The 18,058-nt window shown below is 64.6% G+C and carries 19 protein-coding genes and 1 tRNA gene; 15 read left to right on the top strand and 5 right to left on the bottom strand.

Translation table 11 applies throughout. The features are described from left to right. The first annotated feature begins 6 nt into the window (after positions 1–6). From nrdR to NOF55_RS17850, 7 genes are all read left to right on the top strand, one after another. Entirely contained in the window at positions 7–486 is a 480-nt protein-coding gene (gene nrdR / locus NOF55_RS17880; RefSeq protein ID WP_306412477.1) for a transcriptional regulator NrdR, read from the top strand. A gap of 1 nt (position 487) precedes the next feature. After that, the gene (gene ribD, locus NOF55_RS17875; protein WP_306412476.1) at positions 488–1,576 is read left to right on the top strand and encodes a bifunctional diaminohydroxyphosphoribosylaminopyrimidine deaminase/5-amino-6-(5-phosphoribosylamino)uracil reductase RibD; all 1,089 of its coding nucleotides are present in this window, start codon (positions 488–490) and stop codon (positions 1,574–1,576) included. A gap of 2 nt (positions 1,577–1,578) precedes the next feature. Further along, positions 1,579–2,184: a riboflavin synthase gene (locus NOF55_RS17870; protein ID WP_306412475.1), complete on the top strand. Its 606-nt coding sequence runs from the start codon at positions 1,579–1,581 to the stop codon at positions 2,182–2,184. A 215-nt stretch (positions 2,185–2,399) separates the two neighbouring features. Continuing rightward, on the top strand, positions 2,400–2,852 hold the full coding sequence (gene ribH, locus NOF55_RS17865; protein ID WP_306412474.1) for a 6,7-dimethyl-8-ribityllumazine synthase: 453 nt from the start codon (positions 2,400–2,402) through the stop codon (positions 2,850–2,852). Between the two features lie 2 nt (positions 2,853–2,854). Then, entirely contained in the window at positions 2,855–3,337 is a 483-nt protein-coding gene (gene nusB / locus NOF55_RS17860) for a transcription antitermination factor NusB (RefSeq protein ID WP_306412473.1), read from the top strand. Between the two features lie 20 nt (positions 3,338–3,357). After that, entirely contained in the window at positions 3,358–4,602 is a 1,245-nt protein-coding gene (locus NOF55_RS17855) for an MFS transporter (protein WP_306412472.1), read from the top strand. 266 nt (positions 4,603–4,868) lie between these two features. Continuing rightward, the gene (locus tag NOF55_RS17850) at positions 4,869–7,007 is read left to right on the top strand and encodes a sodium-translocating pyrophosphatase (protein WP_306412471.1); all 2,139 of its coding nucleotides are present in this window, start codon (positions 4,869–4,871) and stop codon (positions 7,005–7,007) included. 186 nt (positions 7,008–7,193) lie between these two features. Here the strand turns inward: NOF55_RS17850 and NOF55_RS17845 are convergent, their stop codons facing one another. Beyond that, positions 7,194–7,706 carry an outer membrane protein assembly factor BamE gene (locus tag NOF55_RS17845; protein ID WP_306412470.1) on the bottom strand — a complete coding sequence of 171 codons (513 nt, stop codon included), beginning with the start codon at positions 7,704–7,706 and terminating at the stop codon, positions 7,194–7,196. Between the two features lie 264 nt (positions 7,707–7,970). Between NOF55_RS17845 and NOF55_RS17840 the strand changes: the two genes are divergently transcribed. From NOF55_RS17840 to NOF55_RS17805, 8 genes are all read left to right on the top strand, one after another. Then, positions 7,971–8,525, top strand: coding sequence for a ubiquinol-cytochrome C chaperone family protein (locus NOF55_RS17840; RefSeq protein WP_306412469.1), 555 nt, complete (start codon positions 7,971–7,973; stop codon positions 8,523–8,525). Position 8,526: 1 nt separating this feature from the next. After that, entirely contained in the window at positions 8,527–9,087 is a 561-nt protein-coding gene (locus tag NOF55_RS17835) for a YceD family protein (RefSeq protein WP_306412468.1), read from the top strand. Positions 9,088–9,186: 99 nt separating this feature from the next. Continuing rightward, positions 9,187–10,233, top strand: coding sequence for a phosphate acyltransferase PlsX (gene plsX, locus NOF55_RS17830; RefSeq protein ID WP_306412467.1), 1,047 nt, complete (start codon positions 9,187–9,189; stop codon positions 10,231–10,233). 20 nt (positions 10,234–10,253) lie between these two features. Then, positions 10,254–11,225 (top strand): beta-ketoacyl-ACP synthase III, encoded by a 972-nt coding sequence (locus tag NOF55_RS17825; RefSeq protein WP_306412466.1) that lies wholly within the window; start codon positions 10,254–10,256, stop codon positions 11,223–11,225. 206 nt (positions 11,226–11,431) lie between these two features. Continuing rightward, positions 11,432–11,773, top strand: a complete 342-nt coding sequence (locus tag NOF55_RS17820; protein ID WP_306412465.1) for an integration host factor subunit alpha — start codon at positions 11,432–11,434, stop codon at positions 11,771–11,773. Positions 11,774–11,945: 172 nt separating this feature from the next. After that, positions 11,946–12,491, top strand: coding sequence for a MerR family transcriptional regulator (locus tag NOF55_RS17815; RefSeq protein ID WP_306412464.1), 546 nt, complete (start codon positions 11,946–11,948; stop codon positions 12,489–12,491). Between the two features lie 136 nt (positions 12,492–12,627). Then, positions 12,628–12,777, top strand: coding sequence for a hypothetical protein (locus tag NOF55_RS17810; protein ID WP_306412463.1), 150 nt, complete (start codon positions 12,628–12,630; stop codon positions 12,775–12,777). Positions 12,778–13,084: 307 nt separating this feature from the next. After that, a tRNA-Pro gene (locus NOF55_RS17805) sits at positions 13,085–13,161 on the top strand. A gap of 106 nt (positions 13,162–13,267) precedes the next feature. On the opposite strand, the gene NOF55_RS17800 is transcribed toward NOF55_RS17805, so the two are convergent. Genes NOF55_RS17800 through NOF55_RS17785 form a run of 4 tightly spaced genes read right to left on the bottom strand, consistent with a single transcriptional unit; the run spans position 13,268 to position 17,885 of the window. Beyond that, entirely contained in the window at positions 13,268–14,524 is a 1,257-nt protein-coding gene (locus tag NOF55_RS17800) for an O-antigen ligase family protein (RefSeq protein ID WP_370868995.1), read from the bottom strand. Continuing rightward, a complete protein-coding gene (locus NOF55_RS17795; RefSeq protein ID WP_306412462.1) occupies positions 14,521–16,083 on the bottom strand; it encodes an undecaprenyl-phosphate glucose phosphotransferase in 1,563 nt (520 codons plus the stop codon). The genes NOF55_RS17800 and NOF55_RS17795 overlap by 4 nt, the downstream gene beginning before the upstream one ends. 56 nt (positions 16,084–16,139) lie before the next feature. Continuing rightward, positions 16,140–17,291, bottom strand: coding sequence for a glycosyltransferase family 4 protein (locus NOF55_RS17790; RefSeq protein WP_306412461.1), 1,152 nt, complete (start codon positions 17,289–17,291; stop codon positions 16,140–16,142). Positions 17,292–17,294: 3 nt separating this feature from the next. Beyond that, the gene (locus tag NOF55_RS17785; protein WP_306412668.1) at positions 17,295–17,885 is read right to left on the bottom strand and encodes a polysaccharide biosynthesis/export family protein; all 591 of its coding nucleotides are present in this window, start codon (positions 17,883–17,885) and stop codon (positions 17,295–17,297) included. Positions 17,886–18,058: the final 173 nt, after the last annotated feature.

Raw genomic sequence — 18,058 nt, 5'->3', positions numbered from 1 at the left:
CCTGCCATGCGCTGCCCCTTCTGCGGTTCGGAAGACACCCAGGTCAAGGACTCGCGTCCGGCGGAGGATGGAACCTCCATCCGCCGCCGCCGCATCTGCCCGGATTGCGGTGGCCGGTTCACGACCTTCGAGCGGGTTCAGCTTCGCGAACTCATGGTCGTGAAGAAGACCGGCCGCAAGGCGCCCTTCGACCGCAACAAGCTGGTGCGGTCGTTCCAGATCGCGCTGCGCAAGCGGCCCGTGGACGCCGACCGCATCGAGCGTGCCGTTTCCGGCATCGTCCGTCGCCTGGAAAGCTCCGGCGAAACGGAGATCAGTTCGGAGGAGATCGGCCTTCAGGTGCTGGAAGCGCTCAAGAGCCTCGATGATGTCGGCTTCGTCCGCTACGCTTCGGTCTACCGGGATTTCTCCCATGCCGAGGATTTCGAGAAGGTGATCGAGGAGATCAACGCCAAGATTGCCCGCGATCCGGGCATAGGCGGCTGAGATGAGCGCCGCGGACGACCGGCGCTTCATGGCGGTGGCGATCCGCCTGTCGCGCTGGCACGCGGGCCGCACCACCTCCAATCCCTCCGTCGGATGCGTCGTCGTCAAGGACGGTATCATTGTCGGGCGCGGCGTGACGGCGCGTTCCGGCCGCCCCCATGCCGAGCCGCAGGCGCTTGCCGATGCGGGCGAACGGGCGAGGGGAGCGACCGCCTATGTCACGCTCGAACCCTGTTCCCACCACGGCCGGACGCCACCCTGTTCCGATGCACTGATCGCCGTCGGCGTGGCGCGCGTCGTCGTGGCGCTGACCGACCCGGACCCGCGCGTCTCGGGCCGCGGCCTTCGCCTTCTGGCCGAGGCGGGGATCGAGGTCGAAAGCGGCGTGATGGAGGAAGAAGCGCGGCGCGCGCTTGCGCCCTATCTGACGCGCCAGACGAAGAAGCGCGCGCATGTGACTCTGAAACTTGCCGTTTCCGCCGATGGCATGATCGGTTTGAGTGGCGCGGGGCAGGTGGCGATCACCGGCCCTGCGGCGCGCGCGCAGGTCCATATGCTGCGGGCCGAAAGCGACGCCATCCTCGTCGGCATCGGCACCGCGATTGCCGACGACCCGGAACTGACCTGCCGACTACCGGGTCTTGAAAAGGACTCGCCGGCCCGCATCGTGCTCGACCGCGACCTGCGCCTGCCGCTGGCCTCGAAGCTGGTGAGGACGGCGGCCGAGGTGCCGGTCATCGCCGTCGCATCTTCCGCCCGGCTTGCACTGGATGCCGGTTTTTCCGAGCGCCGCGCGGCATTGGAATTGGCGGGCGTCCAGACCGTCGAGGCCGGTTCCATCGCCGCGTTCCTGGCCATGCTGGCGGACTGGGGCGTGAGCGGCCTGATCGTCGAAGGCGGTGCGACCGTCGCTGCCGCCTTCCTCGAAGCGGATCTGGTCGACCGGATCCAGCTTTATGAAGGGGCGGTGACGATCGGCCCGCAGGGCATTGCATCGCCGCTGACCCGCGCCCATATCGGAAGCGGTTTCGCGTTTCTCGGCGAGAGCCGCTTCGGCCCGGACCGCCGTTTCGATTACGAAAGGATTTGAGGATGTTCACCGGAATTGTCACGGATATCGGCACCGTCGAGGACGTCACGCCCCTGAATGAAGGGGTGCGCCTGCGCGTGGCGACGGACTACGATCCGGCCACCATCGACATCGGCGCGTCCATCGCCCATGCCGGCACCTGCCTGACCGTCACGGCGCTGCCGGCGGAAGGCGACAATTCCCGCTGGTACGAGGTCGAGGCGTGGGAGGAAGCGCTGCGCCTGACGACGCTCGGAGACTGGCGGACGGGAACGCGCATCAATCTGGAGCGGGCGCTGAAGGTCGGTGACGAACTCGGCGGCCACATCGTCTCCGGCCATGTCGACGGCACGGCGGAAATCCTGTCGGTCGCGCCGGAAGGCGACGCCGTGCGGTTCCGGCTGCGGGCGCCGGAGCATCTGGCGAAATTCGTCGCGCCGAAAGGGTCGGTGGCGCTCGACGGCACCTCGCTGACGGTAAATGCCGTCGACGGTGCCGATTTCGACGTTCTCATCATCCGCCACACGCTGGAGGTGACGACCTGGGGCGAGCGGCAGGCGGGCGACAGGATGAATTTCGAGATCGACACGATGGCCCGCTACGCCGCAAGGCTGGCGGAGTTCGGCTGAGGCGTTGCCTCACGCCGGAATGTGGGCGTCGGCCCGCCGTCTCTCCTTCGTCAAGCCCGAGCATGACGAGAAGGCGGGCAGCGCATCGTGGCGACGGCCCGAAAGCGTGAATTTGCTTGCCAGCGGCGCCAAGCCGTGGTTAGACCGCGTGAAAACCCCGTAATCACCGTCGATTGGCTTGGCCCCGTGGCCGCCAGATCCATTGGAAACAGCCCATGTCCGCTTCCGCTTCGCATCTCCTCATCGTCGAGGCCCGCTTCTACGACGATCTTTCCAATGCCCTGCTCGACGGGGCGAAGGCCGCGCTCGATGCCGCCGGCGCGACCTATGACGTCGTCACCGTTCCGGGCGCGCTCGAAATCCCCGCGGTCATCGCGATGGCGCTGGACGGCATGGATGCCGGCACCGTCGCCTATGACGGCTTCGTCGCGCTCGGCATGGTCATCCGCGGCGAGACCTATCATTTCGATATCGTCTCGAACGAATCGGCCCGCGCCTTGATGGATCTTTCCGTCAGCGAATCGCTGCCCATCGGCAACGGCATCCTGACCGTCGAGAACGAGGCGCAGGCCTGGGCCCGCGCCCGCAAGTCGGATCTGGACAAGGGCGGTTTCGCCGCCCGCGCTGCGCTTGCCATGATCGAACTCAAAGAGAAGCTGGGCGGCTGACCATGACGCAGGAAGGCACCGCACACCCGGTCAAACCGGCCAACCAGCGCGGCGCGGCGCGTCTTGCCGCCGTGCAGGCCCTTTACCAGATGGATATCGGCGGCACCGGCGTTCTGGAAGTCGTGGCTGAATACGAATCCTTCCGGCTCGGCCAGGAACTCGACGGCGACACCTATCTGAAGGCGGACGCCTCCTGGTTCCGCTCCATCGTCGCCGGCGTCGTGCGCGACCAGACGAAGATCGATCCGCTCGTGAAGGCCGCCTTGCAGGACGACTGGGCCCTCTCGCGTCTGGACAGCACGGTCCGCGCCATCCTGCGCGCCGGCACCTTCGAGATTCTGGAGCGCAAGGACGTGCCGGTGCCGGTGATCGTCACGGAATATGTCGAGATCGCCCGTGCCTTCTTCGAGGACGACGAGCCGAAGCTGGTGAACGCCGTTCTCGACCGGATCGCCAAACAGGTGCGCGGCGAGGACCGCAAGTAATCCCCGGGGAGTGATGGCGCATGGACGCGGTGCAGGGCGGAACGGTTCCGGGACTTGAGGGACAGTTGCGCTCGGCGAAGCGCAACGTCGCGCTGCTGACCGCCGCGCAGGCGATTCTGGGCTCGGCGGGGCCGCTGTCTTTCTCCGTCGGCGCCCTGGCCGGCTATGAACTCCTCGGCACGGACAAGTCCCTTGCGACGGCGCCGATGACGGGTTTCAACGTCGGCGTCGCGCTCGGCGCGGTCGTCGTCGCCGTTGCGGCCCGCGTCCTCGGCCGCAAGGCCTCCTTCATGGTCGGCGCGGTGACGGTGGGGCTCGGCGGCCTCGTCGCCGCGCTCGCGCTCTTCCGTTCCGATTTCTGGCTGTTCGCCCTCGGCCTTCTGCTGATCGGCCTGTCGGCCGGCTTCACGCAGAAAATCCGGTTTGCCGCCGCCGATGCGTCGCCTTCCTTCTACAAGGGCAAGGCGATCTCGTGGATTCTGGCGGGCGGCATCGTCTCGGCCATTCTCGGCCCGCAACTGGCGATATGGGCGAAGGACTATTTCGCGCCGGTACTTTTTGCCGGCACGTTCATGGCGCTGGTGCCGCTGTCGCTTGCGGCGCTCGCCATTCTTGTCTTCCTGCGCCTGCCCGAAAAGCCGGTCGGTTCCGGTTCCGCCGACGAGCCGGCCCGCCCGCTTGCGGAAATCGTCCTGACGCGGCGGTTCCTCACCGGCCTCGTCTGCGGCATAGGCTCCTATGCGCTCATGACTTTCATGATGATCGGCGCGCCGCTGGCGATGGTCATCGGCTGTGGCCTGCCGACCGAGATGGCGACGCTCGGCATCCAGTGGCATGTGATCGCCATGTTCTGCCCGAGCTTCTTCACCGGCATGCTGATCGCCCGCCACGGCGCGGAAAAGGTCGTGGCGCTCGGGCTCGTCATTCTGATGGCCTGCGCCGTCGTCGCCCATATGGGTGTCGAACTCTGGAACTTCTGGGGCGCGCTGGTCCTGCTCGGCATCGGCTGGAATTTCGGCTTCATCGGCTCGACGGCCATCGTCGCGGCCAGCTACCGGCCGCAGGAAGCCGACAAGGTGCAGGGCTTCAACGACATCGTGCTCTTCGGCACCGTCGCGCTTTCGTCCTTCTCCTCCGGGCGCGTCTTCACCGCCTATGGCTGGGACGTGATGAACCTCGTCATCTGGCCGGTCACGATCGTCTGCCTGGCACTGATTCTCGCGGAAATGCGCGCGGCCCGTTTGCGCAGCGCAGCATCGCGGTGAGCGTTCCGGCCTTTCCGTCTTGATTTTCCTCATCCCGCGCTGCGGCGGAATGTCCGGATGTCGATGCCGTTCCGGACGGGGCTTGACGCCCCGTGTCAACGGGACGCACTCTCGCCCTGTCTAGAGCTTTTTCCCGCAATTCCGAACGCAAAACCGCTTCGCACTTTTGCTGGAATTGCTCTAAGGGAGCGGGCGCCTGAACGGCCGGCGCGTTGCCGGTCGGTCTCCCGCTTCCCCAACGAGGAAATCATGGGGAGGGAATGCGTATGAGTGGTGTTGTTTACGGCGTCATCCTGTGCGGCCTGCTTTCGATCGCCTACGCGGTCTGGGCGACACGGTCGGTCCTCGCCGCGGATCAGGGCAATGCGCGGATGCAGGAGATCGCGGGGTTCATCCGCGAAGGCGCGACGGCCTATCTGACGCGGCAGTATCTGAGCATTGCCGTGGTGGGGGCGGTGGTGTTCGCCGGCACCTGGTGGCTTCTGTCCGCCGCGGCGGCCTTCGGCTTTCTGGTCGGCGCCGTCCTGTCGGGTGCAGCGGGCTTCATCGGCATGCACGTTTCGGTGCGCGCCAACGTCCGCACGGCGCAGGCCGCGTCCGTCAGCCTCGCCTCCGGCCTCGACATCGCGTTCAAGGCCGGCGCGATCACCGGCCTGCTGGTGGCCGGCCTCGCCCTTCTCGGCGTTGCCGGCTATTATCTCGTCCTCACGCTCGGCCTCGGTCATGCGGGTGGCTCCCGCGCGGTGATCGACGCGCTGGTGTCGCTCGGCTTCGGCGCGTCGCTGATCTCGATCTTCGCCCGCCTCGGCGGCGGCATCTTCACCAAGGGTGCGGATGTCGGCGGCGATCTGGTCGGCAAGGTCGAGGCGGGCATTCCCGAGGACGATCCGCGCAACCCGGCCACCATCGCCGACAATGTCGGCGACAATGTCGGCGACTGCGCCGGCATGGCCGCCGACCTCTTCGAAACCTATGCGGTCTCCGTCGTCGCGACGATGGTCCTGGCGGCGATCTTCTTCGCCGGCTCTTCCGTGCTCGATGCGGCGATGGTTTATCCGCTGGCGATCTGCGGGGCCTGCGTCATCACTTCGATCATCGGCACCTTCTTCGTGAAACTCGGTGTCAATGGCTCGATCATGGGCGCGCTTTATCGCGGGCTGGTGGTCACGGGCCTGCTGTCCGTCCTCGGCCTTGCGGTCGCGACCACCGTCACGGTCGGCTGGGGTTCCATCGGCATGGTGGCGGGGCAGGACGTCACCGGCGGAAATCTGTTCATCTGCGGTCTTGTCGGCCTTGTCGTCACCGCGCTGATCGTGGTCATCACCGAATACTACACGGGCACGAACAAGCGGCCGGTCAACTCCATCGCCCAGGCCTCGGTGACGGGGCACGGCACCAACGTCATCCAGGGGCTTGCCGTTTCGCTGGAATCGACGGCGCTGCCGGCCATCGTCATCGTCGGCGGCATCATCGCCACCTACCAGCTCGGCGGGCTTTTCGGCACGGGCATCGCGGTCACGGCCATGCTGGGACTGGCAGGCATGATCGTCGCGCTCGACGCCTTCGGCCCCGTGACCGACAATGCCGGCGGCATCGCCGAAATGGCGGGCATGCCGCCGGAGGTCCGCAAGTCCACCGATGCGCTCGACGCCGTGGGCAACACGACCAAGGCTGTCACCAAGGGCTATGCCATCGGCTCCGCCGGCCTCGGCGCGCTGGTCCTGTTCGCGGCCTACACCAACGACCTGGATTACTTCATCGGCCACGCCGAAACCTACCCGTATTTCGCCGGGATCGGCGAGGTCTCCTTCAGCCTGTCCAACCCTTATGTCGTCGCGGGCCTGATCTTCGGCGGGCTCATCCCCTACCTGTTCGGCGGCATCGCCATGACGGCGGTCGGACGGGCCGGCGGCGCGGTGGTCGAGGAAGTGCGCCGCCAGTTCCGGGAAAAGCCCGGTATCATGACGGGAGCGGACCGCCCGGATTACAGCCGTGCCGTCGACATGCTGACCAGGGCGGCGATCCGGGAAATGGTGGTGCCGTCGCTGCTGCCGGTGCTCGCGCCGCTGGCGGTCTATTTCGGCGTGCTGCTGATTTCCGGATCGAAGGCCTCGGCCTTTGCCGCGCTCGGCGCATCGCTTCTCGGCGTGATCGTCAACGGCCTGTTCGTCGCCATCTCGATGACCTCCGGCGGCGGCGCCTGGGACAACGCCAAGAAGAGCTTCGAGGACGGCTTCGTCGACAAGGACGGCGTGCGCCATGTGAAGGGCTCGGAGGCGCACAAGGCGTCGGTGACGGGCGACACCGTCGGCGATCCCTACAAGGACACAGCGGGCCCGGCGGTCAACCCGGCGATCAAGATCACCAATATCGTGGCGCTGCTGCTGCTGGCCGTCCTGGCCTGAGCCGCAATAAAAAACCCCGCTCCGACGGTTCGGGGCGGGGTCGGACTGTGGACAAAGGGGGATCGCTTTCTTTCGTCATGGTCGGGCTCGACCCGACCATCCACCGCGGCGCTTGCGGCGTGGACCCTCGGGTCGAGCCCGAGGGTGACGAAGGAGAGGGGCATATGCGGATTAATGAAGCCGCCGTCAGTTCGAATTCAGCAGCTGGCGGGCCAGGAAGTTGGCGTTGCCGGCACCGCTGGCGCCCGACAGGATCTGTTGCAGGAAGGTGAGGTCCCTGCCGCCCGTCGGCGTCGTGCGCGATATCGTATCGAACACCCGGCCGTCCTGGAGCGAATAGTTGGCGCGGCGTTCGACGACGCCATCCTTGTTGAAGTAGATGGCCAGCACGTTCTGCTCCACCAGCTTCGGCTTCATGAAGGCGACGGCGCGGGTTCGCTTCTGGGAAATGTAGTAGAACACCTCGTTGTCGAAGGTGGCGGTGGTGGAAGGCGTGCCGAGTGTCAGCAGCGCCTGCTCGCGGCTGGCGCCGACCGGCACGAGATCGAGCGATTCCTGATCGACCACATAGCCGTTGTGCATCACTTCGGCCGTCGTGCAGCTCGAAAGCGCGGCGACGGAGGAGAGGGCTGCGATGAGAAGGGCAGCCTTGCCGCCGAATTTCCTGTCACGCTTCGAATACCGCATTTCCAACGACATCTCTCCAACAATTAAGAACGCACCTTGCAGCGCGCCTTTGCCATGCGCATATCATTATGGCCTTTCCGGGGAAAGCCGCCGGAAATGGCGCAGCCTCACATCCTCGTGCGGACGGAAGCCTTGCTTTCAACCGGGCCGGCAGGGCCGAAACGGCCCAGAACGGCATTGCAATTCGCGCATGCTTCGGTAAACCAGCTTTCGCGATCATGCAACACGGGTGAAGCCGGGCGGCACTATATTCCCGGCCGCTTTTCGGAAATTTAGATGATCTTCGGGCTGTTTTCCAAGCGAAACGACAACAGGGAAATCCTCGACAGGCAGTACGGGGCGCTGACCGCTGCGGCGCGCCAGCCGTATTTCTATACCGATCTCGGCGTGCCGGATACGGTCATGGGCCGGCTGGAAATGATCTCACTGGTCATGATTCTGTTCTTCCGCCGCACCCGTTTTTCGGGCGTGAGCGGCCAGGAACTGGCGCAGGAAATCATCGACGCCTTCTTTCAGGATATCGATCATTCGATCCGCGAACTGGGCGTCGGCGATCCTTCCGTGCCGAAGCGCATGAAAAAGCTGGCTGGGCGTTTCTACGGGCGCCTGGAGGCCTATGCGGCGGCGCTGGACGCCGGCGACGCGCCGGCGCTTGCGGCCGCCTTGCAGCGGAATATTCATCCCGAGGTTGACAATCCGCCCTCCATGACCGCATTGGCCGGCTGGGCGATGCACGCCGAGCGCCATCTGGCTGCCGCGACCGAGGACGCGGTGGCGGCGGGCCGCGTCACGCTGCCGGCTGCGGATGCCGGGGAAAAGGAGAAGGATTGACATGACCAGACCCAGCCGCAATGAAGACATTCCCTTTTCCTATCCGGTCAAGGTCGGCCATATTTCCGCCAATCCGGTGGATGTTCATGTCGAGGCCGATGCGGAGGAGCGTGCCGGCCTGGCGCGCCTGTGGAATATTCCCGAGGTCAGGTCGCTGAAGGCCGTGATGTCCATTGCCCGATGGAAGAAGGACGGCGTGCGCGTGAAGGGGCAGGTGACGGCCGAGATCGTCCAGTCCTGCATCGTCACGCTCGAGCCGGTGGACGCACTCATCTCCGAAAGCTTCGAGCAGATCTACGTGCCGGAAGGGTCCAGGCTGGCGCGCCTGACCACCGGGGAGGAGGGAGAAATGGTTCTCGACCCGGAAGGTCCGGACCTGCCGGAAGCCTTCACCGGCGATTCGGTCGATGCCGGCGTCACCGTCGCGGAGTGCGTCGCGCTGGCCATCGATCCCTATCCGCGCAAGCCGGGGGCCGCATTTGCGACCCATATCGAGGATGATGGGGAAAATGATCGCAAACCGTCTCCTTTCGCGGTGTTGAAGGATTGGAAAAAGGATTAAGAGGGCGGTGCCGCGGCACAATCGAGTTGTCAGTTGCGTCGAACGCGGTATTTTGTGCCTAAAAATCCGTCATTGGAGCGGTTGGGAAGGATCGTTGGAGTGATCAGAATTTCTCTCGATGTGATGGGAGGCGATTTCGGGCCGGAAGTGGTTATCCCCGGTGCCGCGATAGCGCTGGAGCGTCATCCGGGGATCGTTTTCGTTCTCTACGGGCAGAGGGAGAAGTGCGAGCCGTTTCTGGAGCGCTTTCCGAAGCTGAAGGAGCGCAGCGAGTTTCACCATTGCGATGTCGCCATCGGCATGGAGGAGAAGCCGAGCCAGGCCCTGCGCCGCGGCCGCAACGTATCCTCCATGTGGCAGGCGATCGACGCGGTGAAGGAAGGCAAGGCCGATGTCGCCGTCTCCGCCGGCAATACCGGCGCGCTGATGGCGATGGCCATGTTCTGTTTGCGGATGATGCCCGGCATCGAGCGCCCCGCCATCGCCGGCATATGGCCGACGGCGCGCGGCGAGAGCGTCGTTCTCGATATCGGCGCGACCATCGGCGCGGATGCCAACCAGCTTCTCGATTTCGCGCTGATGGGCGGCGCGATGGCCCGCGCCCTGTTCGATATCGAAGCGCCGACCGTCGGCCTCCTGAACGTCGGCGCGGAGGAAGTGAAGGGCAACGAGGACGTGAAGGAGGCTGGCCGTCTCCTGCGCGAGGCCCATCTTCCGACGCTCAGCTATCATGGCTTCGTCGAGGGCGACGATCTCGGCAAGGGCACGGTCGATGTCGTCGTCACCGAGGGCTTCACCGGCAACATCGCCCTGAAGGCCGCCGAAGGCACGGCCCGGCAGATGGCCAGTTTCCTGAAAATGGCGATGTCGCGTACCCTGATGGCGCGGATCGGCTATCTGTTCGCCCGCGGCGCGTTCCGCATGCTCCGGGAAAAGCTCGATCCGCGCAAGTCGAACGGTGGCGTGTTCCTCGGCCTCAACGGCATCGTCATCAAGAGTCACGGCGGAACCGATGCCGAGGGCTATGCCGCCGCCATCGACGTTGCCTATGACATGGTGAAGAACGGTCTGACCAAGAAGATCGAAAACGATTTGAAAAACTATCATGCAGGGCAACAGCCCCCGGCCGGTCCGGAAGCCGCATGAATAAAGGGGCAGGAAAACCTATGATTCGTTCCGTCGTGCGCGGTTTCGGAGCCGCTCTTCCGAAACGTGTCGTGACCAATCGCGAGCTAGAGCAGACGGTCGACACGACGGACGAGTGGATCGTCCAGCGGACGGGCATCACCCAGCGCTATGTCGCCGGTCCCGACGAGACGTCGGCATCGCTCGGCACCGATGCGGCCCGCGCCGCGCTCGACAACGCCGGCCTGACGCCCGACGATATCGACATGATCGTGGTCGCGACCTCGACCCCGGACAATACGTTTCCGGCAACCGCCGTGAACATCCAGAACCGGCTCGGCATGACGCATGGCTATGCCTTCGACATGCAGGCCGTCTGCACCGGTTTCGTCTACGCCGTCACCACCGCCGACAGCTTCATCCGCTCCGGGCAGGCGAAGCGGGTTCTGGTGATCGGCACCGAAACCTTTTCCCGCATTCTCGACTGGAGCGACCGCACCACCTGCGTGCTGTTCGGCGACGGCGCGGGCGCCATCGTTCTCGAAGGCGAAGAAGGGGAGGGTACCGTCGCCGACCGCGGCGTCCTGGCCGCGAGCCTGCGCTCCGACGGATCGCACAAGGACAAGCTCTATGTCGATGGCGGGCCTTCGACGACCGGCACCGTCGGCCATCTCCGCATGGAGGGACGCGAGGTCTTCAAGCATGCCGTCGGCATGATCACCGATGTCATCGTCGATGCGTTCGACAAGACCGGCCTGACGGCGGAAGAACTCGACTGGCTGGTGCCGCATCAGGCGAACCGCCGCATCATCGAGGCATCGGCGAAAAAGCTCGGCATCCCCCTCGAAAAGGTGGTGATCACCGTCGACCTGCACGGAAACACCTCCGCTGCATCGATTCCGCTGGCGCTCGCCGTCGCTGCCTCCGACGGCCGCATCCGCAAGGGCGATCTGGTGATGCTCGAGGCGATGGGCGGCGGTTTCACCTGGGGCGCCGTCCTGTTGCGCTGGTAGAGATGCGGTTACACGGTCCCAAGTGCTTGTAAACGCTTGACCGATTTCGGGAAGGGCAATAGTCTCTCAACGCTTCGCCCATTGAGCGCCACAGGCGGATGGCGCTTTGGCGGAGCGTTTGCATGCGCGCGCCCCGAAATATTCCGGGTAGAGGTGGCCGGTTCGGCGGCGTGACTGTTCAGAGGTTTCAAACGGGGCGGAAAATCATGGCCGGCAAGACCGTAACACGCGCAGATCTCGCAGAATCCGTTTTCCGTAAGGTCGGATTGTCGCGAACGGAATCGGCGGAGCTGGTTGAAACCGTGATCGACGAGATTTGCAACGCCATCGTTCGCGGTGAAACGGTCAAGCTGTCCTCCTTCGCCACCTTCCAGGTGCGCAGCAAGAACGAGCGCATCGGCCGCAATCCGAAGACGGGCGAGGAAGTGCCGATCTCTCCACGCCGCGTCATGACCTTCAAGGCATCCAACGTCCTCAAGCAGCGCATTTTGAAATCGCATCTGGCCCGCAAGGCGAAGCAGAAGACCGCAGCCTCGGTGGCGTCCTGATCCGTCCGCAGATCAAGCCTTTGGGATAACCGCAGGCCAGCCTTGAATTCCTCCTCCCGATCCATTGGAATGATGACGATTCGCCCGGTTCGAGCCGGCGGATTGAAAAAGCGATCGGCAGACTGGAACACCAGCCTGCCGGCGATGAAAACGAAGCTGGAGCCGCAGGGAAATGGACGCCGACAAGAGCCCTGATGCTTTTCGCACGATCAGCGAGGTCGCCGACGACCTCGACCTGCCGCAGCATGTGCTGCGTTTCTGGGAAACCCGCTTTCCCCAGATCAAGCCGATGAAGCGTGGCGGTGGCCGGCGATACTACCGGCCCGACGATGTGGAACTGCTCAAGGGCATCCGCCATCTGCTTTACGATCACGGCTACACCATCAAGGGCGTCCAGAAGCTGCTCAAGACGAACGGGAACCGTTTCGTGGTGGCTATCGCCAATGGCGACGTGGCCGCGATGGATGCGCTCGTCGCCTCCGCGCAGACCGAGAAGAGCGCCGAGCCGCGCGTTTCCCATCCTGACGAGGACCAGATCGTCGGCCGCCCGAAGGCGAGGCCCAGCGGCCGTTTCTTCGGCTTCGGCGGCGGCGACGGGGAGGACATGCCGGAAGTGTCGATCGGCACCGGTTCGGTCGGCAAGGAGGACAGGGCCCTGCTTCAGGAGGCGCTCTACGATCTTCTCGAATGCAAGCGCCTGCTCGATCAGGTGCGCTGACCGCCTTCTGCGTTCGGTCCTGACCTGGATGTCCCGTTCCGCCCGGAAGGAACGCTGCCGTTCCCACGCCGGCGGAACCGAATGCGCGCATAAAGCGTTATCCCTCCGATTACTGAAATTCGAGAGGGAGTTATCCTTGAAAAGCAAGAGTGGACTTTACGTCATCGTCGGCATTCTGATCGCGGCCGTCGTCGGCCTCGGCATCTACGTCTACCGCGAGGAGACGAAGCCGGAGGGAATCGAGATGCAAATCGGCCCGGATGGTGTTAGAATAGAACAGAACTGAGTTTCCGGCCGGCATGCGGCAGAGGTTCCTCCCGCTGCCGCATGCTGGCCCGCAGGGGGCTTCAGGCCGAACCTGTCCGGGGGCGGTTTGCCTGACGGGGCAAGGCATCCAATCGTGGTTTCGCCACCGCTCACCCGCCCGGTCCGCCTTCAACGGAAAAGTGAATATCGGAGGAATGCCCCGGCGGGAATCATGCTCCGTCAGAAACGCCTGGTGTCCTTTCGTTCCGTTTTTTCTGGTGACACGCATTTTTCCGCTTGCGCTCCAAAGGCCGAAAGTCTAAGTGGTGCTTGCCTTTACGGCGGGTCGGAGCGTAGCGCAGCCCGGTAGCGCACTTGACTGGGGGTCAAGGGGTCGTGGGTTCGAATCCCGCCGCTCCGACCATTTAATCAATCACTTAGCCCCCATATGGGTGATTGATGGTTTGCGCCGTTCATTGCGGCTTGCGGCAATTTTTCCTTTTCCAGTTCCGTATCGAATCCGGCGATTATTATCGAAGGATGCGCCCGGCGCGTTCGTGCCGCCATTCGAGCGCGATGCAGCCCCATATGATTCCGATCAGGATGTAGAAATGGCGCCAGTGGTCGGTGTCGATGACGTTCCCGATCAGCGCATGGCCGAGATAGGTGATCCAGGCGATCATCAGGAATGGTTGCCACGGACGGTCGCGCAGGAGGATGCGCAGGCCGCCGTAGATGGTGGAAATCGTCATGGCGATGAAGGCGGCAAAGCCCAGCCATCCGTAGGTCGTCAGCGCTTTCAGCCAGGTATTGTGCTCGTCTTCCGGAAAGATGGTGGCGAACACCAGAGGGCCGATGCCGAGCGGCTTTTCCAGCGCCATCAGGAAGCCGATCTTGTGGCGGGCGAAGCGGCCGAGGTGGCCGCCGTCATAGTCCTGGACGAGTTTCGTGCGGCTGGACAGAAGCTGCGCCACCTGATCGGACTGGATGGCGATGACGAGCGCCGCGACCATCGCCACAAGAGCCGCGAGCGACAGCAGCAGGATCTTGACGCGGAAGGCGCCGCTGCGCTCCTTGAGCAGCATGACGACGACCAGCGCCACGGCGGCGAAGGCGAACAGGCCCCAGGCCGCGCGCGAGAACGACAGGAAGATTCCGAGGACCAGGATCAGTAGCCCCGCGACCCTCAGCTGCGCGGTCGAAAGCCGCTGCGTCAGAAGCCCGTGCATGAGATAGAGGGCAGGGGCGACGAGGAACGGGCCGAAGACGTTCGAATCCTGAAAGGCCCCCTTGGCGCGGTCGAAGCGCGTGAAGGCCTCGGCGCCGGGGAAGGCATGGAAATATCCCAGGATGCCGAGGAGCGCCGTGATGACGCCCGCGCCCACCCAGGCTTGGAACATCAACCTCAGCCGCGTATGCGAGTCCTCGATGGCCGCGGCATAGAAGACGGATGACAGTGCCAGAAACAGCGAAACGGCGATGTAGATGAAGCCGTCGCCGAAATTGGCCTTCATGACGGTGAGCGACAGGAAGCCGCCGACATTGAAGACGAGCAGCAGGGCGAGCAGCAGGCCGACCGGGCGGCTGATCTTCAGGCCGAGCAGGAACCAGACGGCGATCTGCGCCACCATCAGCAGTTCGTAAGGGGCCGGTTCCGACATCACGAAACCGGAGAGGAACACACCGAATGCCATGACGCCCGCGCCGATCAGCCTCAGGGCTGCGACGGGGGCGTTGAAACCCGCGCGCCGGACGGTGCCGGCGCTATGGGCGGCACTGGCGCTCAATAGGCGTTTTCCGTTTTCAGAAGCCGGATCGGCGTCAGGAAGAGAATTTTCAGGTCGAACAGCAGCGACCAGTTTTCGATGTAGTAGAGGTCGAAGGCCGTGCGGAAGCGGATCTTGTCGCTGTTGTCCACCTCGCCGCGCCAGCCGTTGATCTGCGCCCAGCCGGTCACGCCGGGCTTGACGCGGTGGCGGGCGAAATAGCCCTCTGCGACATCGGCGAACTTCACCTCGCCGGCCTGTGCGGAGATGGCGTGCGGGCGCGGGCCGACCAGCGACAGGTCACCCTTCAGCACGTTGAAAAGCTGGGGTAGTTCGTCGATCGAGGTCTTGCGGATGATGCGGCCGACAGGCGTCACGCGCGGGTCGTTCCTCGTCACGGCCTGTTTGGCGGTGGGGTCGCAGCGGTCGGTATACATCGACCGGAACTTCAGCACGTTGATGACCTCGTTGTTGAAGCCGTGGCGCTTCTGCACGAAGAACACGGGTCCCTTCGAATTGAGCTTCACGGCGATGGCGGTGCCGATCAGCACCGGCCACAGGAGCGTCAGGGCGATCACGCTGAAGATGATGTCGAAGGCACGCTTGGCCACCGAATCCCAGTCGCGGATCGGCTTGTCGAAAATGTCGAGCATGGGCACCGCGCCGACATGGGAATAGGAGCGCGGGCGGAAACGCAGTCGGTTGGCATGGGCGGCCAGGCGGATATCGACGGGCAGCACCCACAGCTTGCGGATCAGGTCCATGATGCGCGCTTCCGCCGAAAGCGGCAGGGCGATGATCAGCATGTCGATCCGTGTCAGGCGGGCGAACTCCACCAGCTCCGAAACCGTGCCGAGCTTCGGATAGCCGGCGACGACGTTCGGCGAGCGGTCGGCGCCGCGGTCGTCGAAGATGCCGCAGATGCGGATATCGTTGTCAGGCTGCTGTTCGAGGGCGCGGATGAGGTCCTTGGCGGCCTGCCCGCCGCCGACGATCACGGCGCGGCGTTCCATCAGGCCGTTGCGGCCCCAGTGGCGCACGCCGATGGCGAAGAGAAAGCGCACCGCCAGCAGGAAGAGCGCCGCGCCGCCGAACCAGACGGCGAGAATCTGCCGGTCGAAGTCCGCGAGCGCGCCGGTGAGGAACAGCAGGCCGGCCAGCGCGGCATAGCCGCCCGCCCAGGCCGCGACGATGCGTTTCAGGTTGAGGCTCGGCGCGCGCAAGGCGGAAATCTGGTAGAGGTCGAGGATCTGCATGGCAAGGACGGTCAGCCCCGCGCCAAATGCCACCAGTGCCGTGCGGGCGGCGAAATCGAGCAGGCCGTCGTAGCCGGCGATGGCGCCCGCGACGAGGCCGATGGCGAGAAGGGCGGTGAACTCGAACAGGCGGAACTGGCCAATCACGATGTTGGGCGTGCGGCTGTGTTCGCTGAATTGCCGGGCGATGCTGCGCGCCAGCGGATTGAGCACGGCCGGCTCGTCGGCCGGGTTGCCGGCATTGCCGGGCGGGCTGCTTCCCTCGCTCAGTTTCCGCTTCAGGCCTTCGACATCGAACTGTTCGTTCTGTTCCAGGTTGTTCATGGCTTTTTCCCGTTCTCCCTTGGAAAAAGTCCTACCCGAAAGATGCTAAGAAACGTTTATCCGGCGGCCTGTTCCGCAAGCGCTTCACGGTAAAGCTCGAGCATCGCGTCGGCCATGACGGGTGTGGAGAAGCTGGCGCGCAGGGTGTCCGCCGAAGGCATGGCCGCGCTCTTCCAGCCCGGTTCGCCCAGCGCCCGCGCCATGACGGCGGCCAGCGCATCGGCATCGCCGGGCGGAACCAGCGCCGGGCTTGCGGCGCCGAGGATTTCGGCAATGCCGCCGACCCGGGAGGCGATCACCGCCTTGTCCGCCGCTAGCGCCTCCAGCACGATATAGGGCAGGCTTTCGTTGCGCGAGGGAACGACCACGATGTCGGTGAGGGCGAATGCGTCGCGGGCCGGCATGGCCGGCTGCACGCCGAGGCGTCCGCCGAGGCCGAGAAGGCCGATCTTGCGGGCATAATCTTCGCGCTGCGGTCCGTTGCCGACGATGAGGCCGGAAAGCGGTCGCCCGACGATGCGCTCGGCACGCAGGAAGGCGTCGATGAAGACGTCCGGCCCCTTGAGGTCGCGAAGATTGCCGATGAAGAGCAGGTCCACGCCCTCGGCTGTCTTGGCGACGGGGGTGAATTCGCTCTCGCTGACGCCGTTATGGATGCGGTGCCAGGGCACCTCGGGTTCGCCGACGCGGGCGGCATAGGTTTCCTTCTCGTAATCGCAGACGAAGACGAGGGAATCGGTGAAGCGCTCCATGAAGCGTTCGGCCCGCAGGATGACCTGTCCCTTGAGGCTGGCGCGGCGAAAATGGAGACTGCCGCCATGCGGCGAATAGAGGCGGGCGACGCGATACCTGTTAACCCGCAGGAATGAGCCGATGATGCGGGCGATGGCGCCGCCCTTGGCGCCGTGGCCGTGCAGGACATCCGGCTGCAAGCTCTTGATGTGGTCGTATGCCTTCTTCAGCGCGGTGATGTCCGAAGGCTTGATCGAGCGTTCGATCGGCATGCGGATGAGGCCGAGCGCAAGTTTCGGTTCCAGCGCGTCGAGCAGGGCCTTCTCGTGCTCGCCGTCCGTGGCGGTGTCGCATAGGACCCCGACCTGATGGCCCGCCGCCGTGTGCGCGTCGACAAGATCGCGAACGTGGCGGAAGACGCCCCCGGCCGGGGCGCGAAAGCAATGCACGATGCGCAGCGGCGTTTGCTCGGTCATGGATCAGAACAGGCGCTCGCGGACATAAAGGGTGTCGCCGGCGAGAATCGGGTCCGAGATGGTGACGCGCCCGGTCATGATTTCGCCGTTGATCTTGCGGGTGACGTCGACGTCGCGCTGGTTGGCGCGCGGAGAAAAGCCGCCGGCGATGGCGATGGCGTTCTGGACCGTCATGCCCGCTACGTAGGAATATTGTCCGGGTTGGCCGACTTCGCCCATGACGAAGATGGAACGGTAGCGGTCGATCTCGATGGTGACGTCGGGGTCGCGCAGATAGCCCTGCTGAAGCTTCTGGGCGATGGCCTTTTCCAGCTCGGGCAGGGTGCGTCCGCGTGCGGGCACCTGGCCGATCAGCGGGAAGGAGATGTAGCCGGCCTGGTCGACGCTGTAGCTGTTGGTCAGGCCGGTCTGTTCGAAGACGGTGATGCGCAGCCGGTCGCCGCTGTCGAGGCGGTAGGGCTGGATGGTCGCTTCCTGAAAGGCCTGTGGCGCCGGCTGGTAATGCGTGCATCCGGCCAGCCCCGCCGGCACGAGCGCGAGCCCGAGCATGAGGACATGTTTCGGCAGGGCGAAACGTGACAGGGCGGAGGACATACGCAATCATGCTCCAAGGGTGAAGATTTGTATGGAATTGTTATCAATCCGTTAGGGTTAACGCGTAGTAAACATCGCCGTAAATAATGCGCACCGATGTGGGTGACGTAGTAACCGGCTGCCGGAAGGCCGCCATTAACGCTTGAGTTACCATGATCCTTTACGCTCCGGCG

Source organism: Ectorhizobium quercum, from assembly GCF_026552795.1.
GTDB classification, from domain to species: Bacteria; Pseudomonadota; Alphaproteobacteria; order Rhizobiales; family Rhizobiaceae; genus Ectorhizobium; species Ectorhizobium quercum.
This window is presented reverse-complemented; position numbering and strand designations above follow the sequence as displayed.